Here is a 12,858-nt window from a genome sequence, read left to right as displayed (position 1 = left end):
CGGATGGCCTCCTCGCGCGTCGTCATTTCGCGCCCCCTGCCAATCGTGCCGACTCGGCACGTCGTGCCCGGACGCGTGCCATCGCTGGTGCCAGGATCGGGCGCAGTTCGGCGGTCACTTCAGGCGACGGGGGCGGCGCAGCAGCCACGCGGCGGTGGATTGCCGCGACTGTCTCCGCGCCGAGGATCTTGAGGCGCTCCTCCTGTGTCATTCGGACTCCCAGATCGCGAGTGATTGCCTGCAGGTGAACGACTTTGCCGGGCTGAGGTCACACGATAGGCCGCAGGTGGGAGGCGCCACTATGGTGACCGCCGCGGTGTCGACCGGCGTAGGAGCGGAACGGCGCCCTTGGCGGCAAAGCCGTCGACAAAGACCGCTTTCCTACGCCGAAATAGTCTGACGGTGTCCGGCTGCCCGCCCCATCTGATCCCTCCGCATGGCGGTCAGGGAGAGGTCGGCGAGCCGGGGAAGGAAGCTCACGTCGAGCTGGTCGACTGGATGAAGGAGGCCACGCTCGCAGGTCTCGCTGGTCCAAATCGTGCAGTTGGCGCGTGGGTAGGCCAGGTTGATGCCGATCTCGCCCTTCGGGATGGTGCCGTTGAAGGGTGTCGGGATTCCCTCGGTGTTCCAGAAGGCCCAGGCCTCCAGGGCCTTGGCCTGTTCGAAGGCGAGGTAGAGCTGCGGGTAGCGGTCGATGGCCCGAAGCTCGCGGAAGACGAGCTGTCCCAGCAAGCCTGGCGCTGTTTCGGCGAGAGCGTCGAAGTCCGAGTGGCGGAAAGTGAAGGACGCCGCGTCCTGGTCCGGGGCGAGCCCCAGGGCGGCGAACAGGTGCGACAGGCGGCTCCTGACGTACCGAGTGACGGCGGTGATCAGGCCAGTCTCGATCTGGCCAAGGAGCTCAAGGAGTCGGTCGTGTCCTGGATTGAAGCGGGACAGGTCGAAGAGCTTGTCCATGCCCTGGACGGCGGAGAAGGCGAGCTGCTTGTAGAGGCGGTTGTTCATCTCGCCGACCTGCGCGTACGCCTTGGTCTCGTGGTTGGTGGAGTGGAGCATCAGGTACTCGGAGAGCACCTCGAAGTAGAGGTAGCCGAGGAACGGGAAGGCCGGCACGGAGGCGGCGAGCTGGTCGAGGAAGTCGGCGTCGGGCGTTGGTGTTCCGGTGGCGTTGGCGAGGGCGGTGTCGAGGAAGGGCGCCGCGCCCTGGATGCGCTGCATGACAGTTTGGCGGAGCTGGGTGTCCTCGTGTTCGGTGAGGAAGCTGCGGTGGGTGAGGTAGGTCCGCAGGTGGATGGCGCCGAGGCGGAGGTAGTCGATGCCCTTGGGCGGGACCGGGGCGTCGGGGGTGATCTCGAAGACGAGGGTGCGGGTGTGCTTCTTGGTCTCCAGAAGGTAGGAGCCGAGGTTGTGGGGGCGTAGGCCGGCGGGCTCCGGGGTGAGGGGCGCGCAGTAAAGGGCGGCGACGAGGCAGCCGGTGGAGGCGTAGAGGTGGCCGCTGGCGCGGATGGCGTCGAGGGCGACGGTGGTGTGCATCAGGTGGATGGGGCGGCCGGAGGCGAGCGTCTCGGTCATGGCGTTGCCGCGCAGGAGCCAGCCGTTGGGGGTCTCGTGTTCGAGATGGGATCGCCAGTCGGCTTCGGTCTCGGTGAGGCCGGCGGGTCCGGGGCGGGTGGGGGTGGTGGTGTGGTCGGTGTGGGCGTTGTCCCACTCGGCATGCATGAGGTGGCCTCCTACTACGCGGGGTCGAGGATCTGGCGGGCGTGGATGAGCGCGCTGTAGTTGCTGGCGCCGTCGAGGCTGGCCTGTTCACTGCGGACGACCAGGTCGTGGGCGACGGTATGGAGCCAGGCGGGCGGCACGAGCCGCAGGTGGGACGGGTCGGGCCACCAGCGGGCGAGGGGGAGCCGGTAGCGGTCCAGGCAGTCGGCGGCCTTGAGCAGGTCGATCAGGTGTGGTGCTCGCTGGTAGAGCTGGTTCTGCTGCGGGGTGAAGCGCTCGTACGGCACGTCGTGGAGGCTGATGGCGGTAGCGGCCTGCACGAGGACGTCCTGCGGCAGCTCCCGGCCGACCAGGCTGGTGACGGCGGCGTGATTGCGGGTGAACCAGGCCGCTGCCCGCCGACCGTGACCGGGGTCGTCCCGGTCGTTGTGGCGCTGGCAGTCGTGGACGGCTGCGGCGGCGCACAGCGCGGCTCTGTGGTCGCGGTCGAGTCCGTACTCCTGGGCGAGGATCGAGGAGAACAGCGAGACGCGGGCGTTGTGCCGGACGCCGTGGATCGAGTCGGCGCACCGGAGCTCCGCGAACCAGGTGGCGTCCGGTACCAGCATGAGCGGCGGGTGTGGCAGGGTGGGCGGCGCGGCGGAGACCTCGGGCCGCATCCCGGCGATCCAGTTCAGTGTGGACTGATCCATGACCTGGTGGTCCGGAAGCATCCGGTTCTCGGCGAATTCTCTGAGCGACGCGACGCCCGAGCGGTGCGTTCGTGAGGTCATGTCTGCTTCCTCGAAGGGATGGGTTCGGTGGGCGTCAAGCTGGGCGTGGCGGTCCTGACTATGGGCACGCGGCCGAAGGAACTGGCCGAGCTGCTGGCCTCGGTGGAGATGCAGACCGTCCCGGCCGCGAGGGTCGTGGTGGTTGCCCAGGGTTGCCCCCTGCCGGAGCTACCGGCGTGGGTGGAGGGCGTCGAGCTGGCCGAGAACCTCGGGGTGACCGGCGGCCGGAACGTGGCGCTGGAGCACCTGCGTGACGTGGACGTGGTGATCGACCTGGACGACGACGGCCTGCTGATCGCCGACGACGTGTTCGCGAGGATCGAGGCCCTCTACGAGGCCGACCCCCGGCTGGGCATCGTCTCCTTCCGGATCGCCGACGAGACTGGGCTGACCCAGCGCCGCCACGTCCCTCGGCTGCGGGCCGGCGATCCGATGCGCGGCGGCGAGGTGACCAGCTTCCTCGGAGGCGGCCACGGGCTGTCGACGAAGATGCTGCAGCAGGTCGGAGACTGGCCGGACGCGTTCTTCTTCGCGCACGAGGAGACCGACATGGCCTGGCGGGCACTCGACGACGGCTGGAGGGTGCTGTACGCCCCGGAGCTGCTGCTGCAGCACCCGCGGACGAGCCCGACCCGGCACTCGTTCTTCTACCGGGTGAACGCCCGCAACCGCGTGTACCTCGCGCGTCGGCACCTGCCCGCTGTGCTGGTGCCGGTCTACCTCGGGGTGTGGGTGGCGCTCACCATCGCCTGCACCAGGAACGTCGCTGGGTTGAAGGCGTGGTTCTCGGGCTTCGCCGAGGGCTGGCGCACACCGTGCGGTCGGCGCAAGCCGATGCGCTGGCGCACGGTGTGGACCATGACCCGGCTCGGCCGGCCCCCGATCATCTAGGCCGCAGCGGCTCGGGGCATCCATTCCGGGATCGCACTGGGGTTCGCCCGCAGCCAGGCCACGTACCGGGCGACGCCCTCCTCGATGCCGGTGGTCGGCCGCCAGCCCAGCAGCTCCTCCATCCGCTCGACGGACGCGTACCCGCCTTCGGGGTCACCGGGCGGCATCGGCGTCTCGACGAGCTGCGTGTCGGGGTAGTGGGCACGGACCAGTTCGGCGACCTGCCGGATCGACGTGCCGGTGCCCGTACCGATGTTGACCGTCTCGTTGTGCGCGCGGGGAGCTACCAGCGCGTACAGGGTGCCGGTGGCGATGTCGTCCACGTGGACCAGGTCGCGGATCTGCTGGCCGCCGCCGTTGAGGTGCAGCGGCAGCCCGAGCGCAGCCCGCATGGCGAACCAGGCGACCACCCACGAGTGGCTGTTCTCCTTGACGACCTGCGGCTCGCCGTAGACGGAGAAGTACCGCACTACGGCGTACGAGGTGCCAGCGCCGCCGAGCACGGCGGCGGTCTGGTACTCGCCCCAGACCTTGCTGTTCCCGTACACCGAGACCGGGGAGACGGCCGTGCCTTCGGTGAACTGCGCGGGCACGTAGTTGTGCACGGGCTCCGGCGAGGTGCCGTTGCCGTAGACGCTGGCGGAGGAGACGAACACCATCCGCTGCACCTGGTCCGACGCGGCCACGGCGTCGAGCACGCGCTGGGTGCCGATGATGTTGGTGTCGATGGCATCGAGCGGGCGGCGCGTGCAGGCGGCGACGTCGGCCAGGGCAGCAGCGTGGATCACGTAGTCGCAGCCGGAGATCGCCTCGCTCATCAGCTCCGGGTCGGCGATGTCGCCGACGATGAAGTCCGGCTCGGTGGTGTTGATGCCGAACCGGTCGCGGTAGACCTCCGGCGGGTAAGCGTCGAGCCTGCACACCGAGATGGGGCGGGCGCCGAGTCGGCGGAGCTGGGAAGTGATGCGGCTGCCGATGAGGCCGCCCGCTCCGGTGACCAGCACGGTCTTTCCTGAAAGCTGTTCGAGGGACAAGGAAGCTCCTCTGCTCGGTGGTTGATCAGCCCTCGCGATGCTGCGGGCACTTGCAGATGGGCCAGGTCGCGGATGCGTGGTAGGCCGCCACGTCGGGCTCCGAGTCGACGAGGACGACTCCGGAGTCGTCGTAACGGGTGCCGTCGGCCGCGACCCTGAAAGTCCGGATGTACAAGCCCTGGCGCCGTTCGGCGGGGAGCTTGAAGTCCGGGGAGTTCTCGTTCTTCACGCCGCCGACTCCCGGTACTGCTTGCGACGACGTCGTCCAAGAGCGAGCTGACGCAAGACCTGGGCGCGCCTTCGGGCACGTTCCCGGTCCGGAACGAAGACCGCAGTCCGGTCGCCGGCCTGGATGCAGAGGGCCACGGTGTTCACGTCGTACCCCCGGACCTGATGCTCCTGGTCACGTCGCAGGGCCACGGGCTCGCGCACCGTACGCACTGCCCCTTCTCGCTGCGGTGCTCGTCCAGCAGCATCCGGTTGTTGGTGGCCGTGGTGCTCTCGGCCGTCGAGCTCGTAGACCGGCGCGGGGTCGACGGGTTGGGGTCCACCAGCGTGGAGGGGCCATTGCGGCTCCATGGGTGCTGTGTGCGGTCGGCAGTCGTCATCAGCCTCTCCGGGTTCGCGAACTGGCGCGGCTGCCCGTCGGCGTCGATGGACGCAACGACGGAGCTGCCGCAGACGGCCGCGCCGCGGGCTCCCTGCCGGTGTCGGCTGCACCCTGCGGAGCGGCATGTCAGTTAGTGAACCGCCCAACCGTTACCAGGAGTACGGTGTTGGACACGCAATGCGTTTAAGCGGTTTAACGGCCAGTCAGGTAGGTGGGCGTTGGCGTCGGCAAGGGAACCGAACGAGAAGCTACGGGCGGTCATCAACGAGACGAAGCTCTCGGGTGATGCGATCGCGCGCCTAGTCAAGCGGGTTGCGGCCGAGCACGACGAGTTCCCGGAGACCAACAAGTCGAGCATCACGCACTGGAAGAACGGGGGCCAGCCGTCCGGGAACGTCGGGCTGTTCCTGGCCGAGGCGTTAGGCCGTGCGCTGGGCGGCCGGGTCGTGACCCTGGAAGAGATCGGCCTGATCGCCCCCTTACCTCAAGTTCCCGACTGGGACGCCGATACGCTGAGCGCGCTGGCCGAACTCGGGAGAACCGACGTGGACGTGGAACGCAGGCGGGCGCTGGGGGTGGCGGTCTACTCGGTGGCCGCCCTCTCGCTACCCGGCGAGGACTGGTGGAGCCGCATGTCCGAGCGGGGCAGCGCGCGCAGCTCGGCCGCAACGCGACGGGTCGGCCCCGGAGACCTCGCCGCCGTCCGGGACATGACCACTCTGTTCTCCCAGGTGGACCAACGGCGTGGCGGTGCCCACGCCTGGACGTCCGTGGTGCAGTACCTGACCACCGACGTCACCGCCTACCTGTGCGGCAAGTTCACCGACGAGCGCGTTCGCCGCGACCTCTTCTCCTCAGCCAGCGAACTCGCCTACCTGGCAGGCTGGATGGCGTTCGACAGCGGTCGACACGCGACCGCGGAGCGGTACTTCACCGAGGCCGTGAAACTGGCGGCCGAGGCCGACGATGCACCCATGGCCGGCCATGTGCTGCGGGCGATGGCGCACCAGGCGATCGACCTCGGGCACCACCAGCAAGCGCTGGCCTTGACCGCCGCGTCCGTCGACGGCGACCGGTACGAGCTCGCCTCCCCACGTGAGCGTGCCCTCCTGGGCGTCGTCCACGCCCGGAGCCTGGCCGCTGCCGGGCGCAAGAACTCCGCCGCCAAGGCGTTGCTGCGGGCCGAGGACGATCTGTCCGCCGCCAGCGATGGCATCGAGGAGCCGGACCGGGTGTTCTTCTTCGGCGAGGCCAGCCTGGCTCACAAGACCGCGTGTGCCCTGCGCGACATAGGAGACCTCGACGGCTCCGTCCGCGAGTTCCACCACAGCGTCCGCACCCGCAAGACGGCGAAGTTCACCCGCACCCACGCGGTGACGCTGGGATATCTCGGCTCTGTGTACGCGCAGATGAACAACATCGACCGGGCTTGTGCCACTTGGTCGCAGGCACTCGATGCCATGGAGGCGTACGGTCCGGCCGCACCCGGCAGGCCGCTGCCGACATGCGCGCCCTGCTGTCCCCTTACCGGCGGCGCGGCGCTTCGTCGGTCAGCGAGATCGACGCGCGCGCCGCCGCGTACCTGTCCGAAACAGCCTGATGAGGAGTCACTGATGGCAGACCGTGAGACGTTCGAGGTCGAGGCCCTCGGCCATGTGGTCGGCGGCCGGATCGAACCCACTGACGACTTCTGGGGTGGCACCCGGGCGATCATCCGGCTCGACGGGTCCCTCTTCACGCCCGACGCGACCAAGGGCCTGGAAGACTTCTCGCACCTGGAGGTCGCCTTCCGGTTCCACCTCACCGACCCGACCGATCTGAACCTCGGAGCCCGCCGGCCCCGGGACAACCCGGACTGGCCGGAGGTCGGCATCTTCGGGCACCGCAACATGCGACGCCTGAACTGGCTCGGGGTGTCGCGCTGCCGACTGATCAAGGTCGACGGTCTGGACCTCCACGTCGAAGACCTCGACGCGGTGGACGGTACCCCGGTCCTGGACGTGAAGCCGTGGTTCGCCGAGATGGGGCCGCGCGGAGAGCACCGCCAGGCCGACTGGACCACCATCATGCTCCGCGACTACTTCGCGCCAGCAGTGAGCGACTGACCTGGGGCGAGGTTCACCAAAGCTGCAGGCCGCCACTGCTCAGTGGCGGCCTGCAGCTTTGAGCCGGTCAGGTTGGTAACGAGCACGTATTCCACGGATGCCGCATTCGGGCGGATGGGGCCGTCACGTGGGCGGGCGCCGTGGCTTGATGCCGCTGACCGCCGTTCCGTGTTGACGGCTGGCACGCGTACGGCACCGGGCAGGTGCGCTTCGGCTGGTGGCGGGCCGTCCGCAATTGAGCTTCCCCTGAGCTGAAGTTAGCGATTGCTGACAACTTGTCAGCAGCATGCCGAGCACAGGCCTGCCCGTCCCCCTGACCACCCACGTCGAAGGTGCCCCTCCGCATGCTCATGCGCACCCTCCGGCTGTCCGCGCTCGCCGCATCCGTGGTGCTCGCGCTCAGCGCCTGTGACCCGTCGACGCCGACTGCCCAATCGGCCGGCCCCGCCTCCGCGTCTGTCTTTGCCGTGCCCAGCCCGACCGGCGAGGTCCTGCCCGAGGCCGCAACCGGTAGCCAGAAGGTCACCCTGGTCGCCCCGTCCACAGCGCCGTCGGCCGCGGCGGCCGCTTCTGGCACAGCGAAGGCGTCTGCTGCTGCGTCCCCGTCCACGGTGCCGTCGGCTGCTCCGGCTGCACCGGCTGCTTTGGGCACGGCGAAGGCGTCCGCCGCTTCGTCCCCGTCCCCGTCCGGGACACCCGCCGTGGTGGCGGGTGCTCCCGACCTCAAGCTGGACGCCTACGACAAGGGGACCGGCAAGGCCGTTCTCGCTGTGGCCGACACCGGCAAGGGCACCCCGAGCCCTGCCGCCACGGCGGCGGCCACCGCCGCCGTCCAGGTGGGGCAGGTGATCGACAGCCCTCCGTCGGCCGTCGCGCCGCACGGCGCGCTGCTGGCGATCACCGACGTCAAGCCGGCGGGTGACGGGAAGCTCGCGGTCAGCACCTGGACATCGCTCCGGTCGAACTGCTCTTCCCCCCAGCCCTCGGCGGCTGGATCGACTACCTGCCCGAGATGAGCAGCGACCGCTGGTCGGCCCTCGCCCACTTCACAGGAGAGGCCCGCCACTCGCTCGGGATGTACCGGCTCCGCCTCTACCGGGAGCACGCCCGGATCTGGCAGGAGCTCCAGGAGGAACATCACGACGCGGTCCAGTTGGAGTTCAAGTTGTTCCGGGAGGAATGGCCTCCCGGCTCACAGGAGAAACTCGACGCTTTCATCGCCGCCGTCCGCGAGCGGCTTCAACCCGTCAGGGCACAACTGCGCGAGATCGGCATGGAGGTTCCACACCTCGCCCGGAGTCTCGGCTTTCTCGACGCCGAACTTCCCCCACTGAAGACCGATACCGATCTGGAGGATGAATGAAGGGTTCCACCTACCACCGCTGCTATTGCCGCGACGCCGAGACCGGCAAGCCGCTCGGCAAGGCATGCCCGAAGGCGGGCAGCCGCAAGCACGGCTCCTACTCCATACGCCAGGAGCTGCCCAACGCCGAGGACGGCACCCGCCGTTCGTTCAACCGCGCCGGCTACGAGACGCTCAAGGAGGCGCAGACCGACCTCGACCACGTCCGGGGCCTGCTCGCCCTCGGCAAGGAGGACCCCGACGACCTGCTCCTCGTCGCCGATCTGCTGGTGAAGGTCGCCGACGAGAAGGCGCAGCTGCCCAACATCGAGGAGACCCCCCGCCGTCTGAAGACCGGTCAGAGCCTCTCCACCCGGGTCACCGTGGGCGAGTGGCTCGACACGTGGCTTGGCGGCAAGAAGATCCGCAAGTCCGGGATCACCCGCTACGAATCCGACGTACGGATTCACCTCAAGCCCAGGATCGGGCACGTCCGCGTCGACCGGCTGCGGGTGAGCACGCTCGCCGAGATGTTCACGGCCATCGCCGACGCGAACGAGGAGATCCTGGAGAACAACGCCCTGCGGCACGCGCTGAAGGCCGAGCTCGCCACGGTTCCGATCAAGGGCGTGGAGAACCGTGCCCACCGCAAGGCCCTGCGGGCCGAGCTCGCCGAGATGCCGCCGTTCCGGCGCACAACCGGCGCGGCCACCCGCCAGCGCATCCGCGCCACGCTCCGGACCGCCCTGAACGCCGCCATCCCCGAGGGCCTGATCACCTTCAACCCGGCCGCCCACGTCGAACTCGACCCGGCGACCAAGCCGAAGGGGCTGGTCTGGACGCCCGAGCGGGTCGCCCAGTGGCAAGAAACCGGCGTGAAGCCCTCCCCCGTGATGGTCTGGACGCCGCAGCAGACCGGCGCGTTCCTCGACTCAGTGGCCGACGACCGGCTGTACGCGATGTGGCACGTGATCGCCCTGCGCGGGCTTCGCCGGGGCGAGGCGTGCGGGCAGCCGTGGTCCCAGACCAATCTCGACAACAGCTCGTTGACCGTGACAGCCCAGCTCGTGCAGGACGGCTGGGAGGTCGAGGAGTCCGACCCCAAGACCGACGGGAGCTTCCGGACGGTAGCGCTGGACGACGACACGGTGGCCGTCCTACGGCGCCACCGCGAGCAGCAGCAGAAGGAGCGCGCCGACTGGGGGCCGGCCTGGAAGGACACCGGCCGGGTCTTCACCAACGAGGACGGCTCCTGGCTCCACCCGGGCAAGGTCACCGACATGTTCGAGCGCCTCGTGGCCGCATCCGGCCTGCCACCGATCCGGCTGCATGACCTCCGCCACGGCGCGGCGACGCTCGCGCTCGCGGGCGGGGTCGACATGAAGGTGGTGTCCGAGATGCTCGGCCACTCCTCCATCAAGATCACCTCGGACACCTACACCAGCGTCCTGCCCGAGATCGCCAAGGGCGCGGCCGAGGCCGCCGCGAAGCTCGTCCCCCTCCAGCGGAAGACCGAAGCCGAGGCTCACGCCAAGGCCGCGGCCGAAGCGGAGAAGGCCAAGCGGAAGGCGGCGAAGAAGGCGAAGTCGAAGGCCAAGAAAGCCAAGGGCTAACCCAAGATCAACACCCGCGCTCACGCATCGCTCACGCAAGCGATCTTGTAGCGCGTCGCTGACGCCTGCTCATACGTCAAGGAATGGCAAAAGGCCCAGGTCATGGGCTATATGACCTGGGCCTTTACTGAGCCGCCTGCGGGATTCGAACCCGCGACCTACGCATTACGAGTGCGTTGCTCTGGCCAACTGAGCTAAGGCGGCACCGCTGCCATGTGTCGTGGCAACGCGGGTCAGTCTACACAGGTTCGCAGGTGATCCGTAGCCGAGGGGGGTCGGGGGCCGCGGGGGTGGGGGCCATGGCTTCAGTCGATCATCGGTACGACGTTACGATGAGCGGCCCCTCTTGCCCGCCCTCTTCCCGCACCTCCGGAGCGCATCGTGCTCGGCGTCAATGACCTGGCGACTTACATCCTCGGCGCCCTCGTCATCATCCTGTTGCCCGGCCCCAACTCGCTGTACGTGCTGTCGGTCGCGGCCCGGAAGGGCATCCGGACCGGGTACCGGGCCGCGGCGGGGGTGTTCGTCGGCGACTTCACGCTGATCAGCCTGACCTCGCTGGGCGCCGCGTCGCTGTTGAAGGCCAACCCGGCGGTGTTCGCGGTGGTGAAGTTCGGCGGCGCCGCGTACCTGCTGTGGATCGGCTTCGGGATGCTGCGGGCGGCCCGCCAGCTGTGGCAGGAGCGCCGGGCGGAGGCCGATCCGGCGGCCGAGGCGGCGCCGGAGGCGGTCGAGCGGCCGTTCCGCCGGGCGCTGGTGATCAGCCTGCTGAACCCGAAGGCGATCCTGTTCCTGCTGTCGTTCTTCACGCAGTTCGTCGACCCGTCCTACGGGGAGCCCGTGCTGTCGTTCGGGCTGCTCGGCGGCATCCTGCAGACCTTCAGCCTGCTCTACCTCTCCCTGCTGATCTTCGCCGGCACCACGCTGGCCACCGCCTTCCGCCGTCGCAAGCGCCTCTCCGCGACCCTCACCAGCGGTGTCGCCGTCCTGTTCGCGGGCTTCGCCGCGAAGCTGGCCGTCTCCTCGGCGTGACGGCCCGCGGCGCGGTCAGCGGCCGCAGCGCCTGCCCTGCTCCGGGGCCTCACCGGTCAGCAGGAAGTGGTTGACCGCGCCGTCCACGCAGGCGTTGTGCCGCCCGTACGCGGTGTGGCCGTCCCCGTCGTAGGTGAGCAGCCGGCCGGACTCCAGCTGTCCGGCGAGGGAGCGGGCCCAGTCGTAGGGGGTGGCCGGGTCGCGGGTGGTGCCGATGACGACGATCGGGGCGGCGCCGGCGGCCCGGATGGTGTGCGCCGCGCCGGTCGCCGGGACGGGCCAGTAGGCGCAGGTCAGCGCCATCCAGGCCATGTCGCGGCCGAAGTGCGGTGAGACCTTTTCGAAGTCCGGCAGCGCCCGCCGGACGTCCTCCGGCGAGCGGAACGGGGCGGGCAGGTCCAGGCAGTTGACCGCCGTGTTGGCGAACATCAGGTTGGGGTAGGAGCCGTCCGCCTCGCGCCCGTAGTAGGCGTCGGAGAGCTTCAGCAGCCCGGTGCCGTCGCCGGCCCGGGCGTCCGCGAGCGCGCTGCGCAGCTGGGGCCAGAGGAAGTCGGCGTACATGGCCTGGATGACACCGGTGGTGGCCTGGGAGCCGGTGAGCCGGCGCCCGTGGTCGGTGGTCGGCAGCGGCGCGGCGTGGACGGCCGTGAGCAGCGCGGTGAGTTGCTCGCCGATCTGCTGACCGGTGCGTCCGAGCGGGCAGTCCGCGCGCTCGGCGCAGTCCTCGGCGAAGGCGGCCCAGGCGGTCTCGAAGCCGCCGGCCTGGGTGCGGTTGCCGGCCACCGAGTCGAGCGCCGGGTCCATCGCGCCGTCCAGCACCACCCGGCCGACCCGACTCGGGAAGAGTCCGGCGTAGGTGGCGCCGAGGAAGGTGCCGTAGGACTTGCCGACGAAGTTCAGCCGCTCGTCGCCGAGGAGCGCGCGCAGCACGTCCATGTCGCGGGCGGCTTCGACGGTGCTGAGGTGGCCGAGCGCGGCCCCCGCCTGTCGCCGGCAGCCCTCGGCGAACTCCTGGTCGGCGGCGACCAGCGCGTCGACCGCCCGCTGGTCGCGGGGTTCGAGGTCGACGGCCGTGAAGGCGTCCATCCGCTCGCCGCTCAGGCAGCTGACGGGGTTGCTGCGGCCCACCCCGCGCGGGTCGAGGCCGACCAGGTCGTAGCGGGCCCGCACCGAGCCGTCATACGTCCGGGCGACGGCTTCCAGGTACTCGATCGCCGAGCCGCCGGGCCCGCCCGGGTTGAGCAGCAGCGAGCCCAGCCGCGGGCCGGTGCCCGAGGCGGCGCCGGGACCGGAGCTCGGACCGGCGCCCGGGGTGGTCGCCGGGCCGGAGCCATCGGACACGGCCGCCAGCCGGGCCGCCGAGAGGGTGAGGTCGCCGTCCGCCGGACGGCCGTAGTCCGTCGGCACCCGGAAGGTGGTGCACTCGAACCCGCCGTCGCAGGGCTGCCAGACCGGCCGCTGCGCGTAGTACGGCGCGAGCGCGTCCGGGACGGCGGCAGGCAGCGGCTCCAGCGGGGTGGCGGCGGCTACGGCGGCCGCGCCCGCCGCGGTCGGAGGGCCCGACGCCCCCACGGTGCCCGGGTCGCCCGCCGTCCCCGCGCCGCCGCACCCGCCCGCCGGGACCGTCAGCAGCCCGACCACCAGCGCCGCGGCCGCCGACCGCACCCGCTGCCCGAAGGCCGTCATCCGCTGCCCTTCGTCATCCGATCACTCACCGGCAGGCAGCGTAGCGCCCGCTCCCC

General features: G+C 70.1%; 11 protein-coding genes and 1 tRNA gene. 6 read left to right on the top strand and 6 right to left on the bottom strand.

The window, feature by feature from the left end; genetic code table 11:
• Positions 1-381: 381 nt before the first annotated feature.
• Both ACZ4WV_RS28190 and ACZ4WV_RS28185 read right to left on the bottom strand, forming a co-directional pair.
• A complete protein-coding gene (locus tag ACZ4WV_RS28190) occupies positions 382-1,716 on the bottom strand; it encodes a hypothetical protein (protein ID WP_465751437.1) in 1,335 nt (444 codons plus the stop codon).
• A 14-nt stretch (positions 1,717-1,730) separates the two neighbouring features.
• Entirely contained in the window at positions 1,731-2,489 is a 759-nt protein-coding gene (locus tag ACZ4WV_RS28185) for a hypothetical protein (protein WP_465751436.1), read from the bottom strand.
• A 60-nt stretch (positions 2,490-2,549) separates the two neighbouring features.
• Here ACZ4WV_RS28185 and ACZ4WV_RS28180 point away from each other — a divergent pair, with 60 nt between their 5' ends.
• The gene (locus ACZ4WV_RS28180; protein WP_465751454.1) at positions 2,550-3,380 is read left to right on the top strand and encodes a glycosyltransferase family 2 protein; all 831 of its coding nucleotides are present in this window, start codon (positions 2,550-2,552) and stop codon (positions 3,378-3,380) included.
• Here ACZ4WV_RS28180 and ACZ4WV_RS28175 read toward each other — a convergent pair.
• Together ACZ4WV_RS28175 and ACZ4WV_RS28170 are read right to left on the bottom strand one after the other, a co-directional pair.
• A complete protein-coding gene (locus ACZ4WV_RS28175) occupies positions 3,377-4,414 on the bottom strand; it encodes an NAD-dependent epimerase/dehydratase family protein (protein WP_465751435.1) in 1,038 nt (345 codons plus the stop codon). The two genes, ACZ4WV_RS28180 and ACZ4WV_RS28175, sit on opposite strands and share 4 nt — an antisense overlap.
• A 25-nt stretch (positions 4,415-4,439) precedes the next feature.
• Positions 4,440-4,643: a hypothetical protein gene (locus ACZ4WV_RS28170; protein WP_355672218.1), complete on the bottom strand. Its 204-nt coding sequence runs from the start codon at positions 4,641-4,643 to the stop codon at positions 4,440-4,442.
• Positions 4,644-5,242: 599 nt separating this feature from the next.
• On the opposite strand from ACZ4WV_RS28170, the gene ACZ4WV_RS28165 reads away from it, so the two are divergent.
• The 4 genes from ACZ4WV_RS28165 (at position 5,243) to ACZ4WV_RS28150 (ending at position 10,084) form a co-directional block, all read left to right on the top strand.
• The gene (locus ACZ4WV_RS28165; RefSeq protein WP_465751434.1) at positions 5,243-7,129 is read left to right on the top strand and encodes a TrmO family methyltransferase domain-containing protein; all 1,887 of its coding nucleotides are present in this window, start codon (positions 5,243-5,245) and stop codon (positions 7,127-7,129) included.
• 704 nt (positions 7,130-7,833) lie between these two features.
• Complete coding sequence (locus ACZ4WV_RS28160; protein WP_465751433.1) at positions 7,834-8,145, top strand: hypothetical protein; 312 nt, start codon at positions 7,834-7,836, stop codon at positions 8,143-8,145.
• Positions 8,142-8,492 (top strand): hypothetical protein, encoded by a 351-nt coding sequence (locus ACZ4WV_RS28155; RefSeq protein ID WP_465751432.1) that lies wholly within the window; start codon positions 8,142-8,144, stop codon positions 8,490-8,492. Before ACZ4WV_RS28160 ends, ACZ4WV_RS28155 begins: the two co-directional genes overlap by 4 nt.
• A complete protein-coding gene (locus ACZ4WV_RS28150) occupies positions 8,489-10,084 on the top strand; it encodes a tyrosine-type recombinase/integrase (protein ID WP_465751431.1) in 1,596 nt (531 codons plus the stop codon). The genes ACZ4WV_RS28155 and ACZ4WV_RS28150 overlap by 4 nt, the downstream gene beginning before the upstream one ends.
• 130 nt (positions 10,085-10,214) lie before the next feature.
• Here ACZ4WV_RS28150 and ACZ4WV_RS28145 read toward each other — a convergent pair.
• Positions 10,215-10,288, bottom strand: a tRNA-Thr gene (locus tag ACZ4WV_RS28145).
• Between the two features lie 177 nt (positions 10,289-10,465).
• Between ACZ4WV_RS28145 and leuE the strand changes: the two genes are divergently transcribed.
• Positions 10,466-11,116 (top strand): leucine efflux protein LeuE, encoded by a 651-nt coding sequence (gene leuE / locus ACZ4WV_RS28140; protein ID WP_465751430.1) that lies wholly within the window; start codon positions 10,466-10,468, stop codon positions 11,114-11,116.
• A 15-nt stretch (positions 11,117-11,131) separates the two neighbouring features.
• On the opposite strand, the gene ACZ4WV_RS28135 is transcribed toward leuE, so the two are convergent.
• The gene (locus ACZ4WV_RS28135; RefSeq protein ID WP_465751429.1) at positions 11,132-12,802 is read right to left on the bottom strand and encodes an alpha/beta hydrolase; all 1,671 of its coding nucleotides are present in this window, start codon (positions 12,800-12,802) and stop codon (positions 11,132-11,134) included.
• Positions 12,803-12,858 lie beyond the last annotated feature (56 nt).

This window comes from Kitasatospora sp. NPDC029312 (genome assembly GCF_055569215.1).
This window is presented reverse-complemented; position numbering and strand designations above follow the sequence as displayed.

What these genes read in the sequence shown, in the direction of transcription:
- ACZ4WV_RS28135 (WP_465751429.1), bottom strand. Translation starts at nt 12,802, where the DNA reads ATGACGGCCTTCGGGCAGCGGGTGCGGTCGGCGGCCGCGGCGCTGGTG.
- ACZ4WV_RS28180 (WP_465751454.1), top strand. Translation starts at nt 2,550, where the DNA reads ATGGGCACGCGGCCGAAGGAACTGGCCGAGCTGCTGGCCTCGGTGGAG.
- ACZ4WV_RS28150 (WP_465751431.1), top strand. Translation starts at nt 8,489, where the DNA reads ATGAAGGGTTCCACCTACCACCGCTGCTATTGCCGCGACGCCGAGACC.
- ACZ4WV_RS28155 (WP_465751432.1), top strand. Translation starts at nt 8,142, where the DNA reads ATGAGCAGCGACCGCTGGTCGGCCCTCGCCCACTTCACAGGAGAGGCC.
- ACZ4WV_RS28185 (WP_465751436.1), bottom strand. Translation starts at nt 2,489, where the DNA reads ATGACCTCACGAACGCACCGCTCGGGCGTCGCGTCGCTCAGAGAATTC.
- ACZ4WV_RS28190 (WP_465751437.1), bottom strand. Translation starts at nt 1,716, where the DNA reads ATGCATGCCGAGTGGGACAACGCCCACACCGACCACACCACCACCCCC.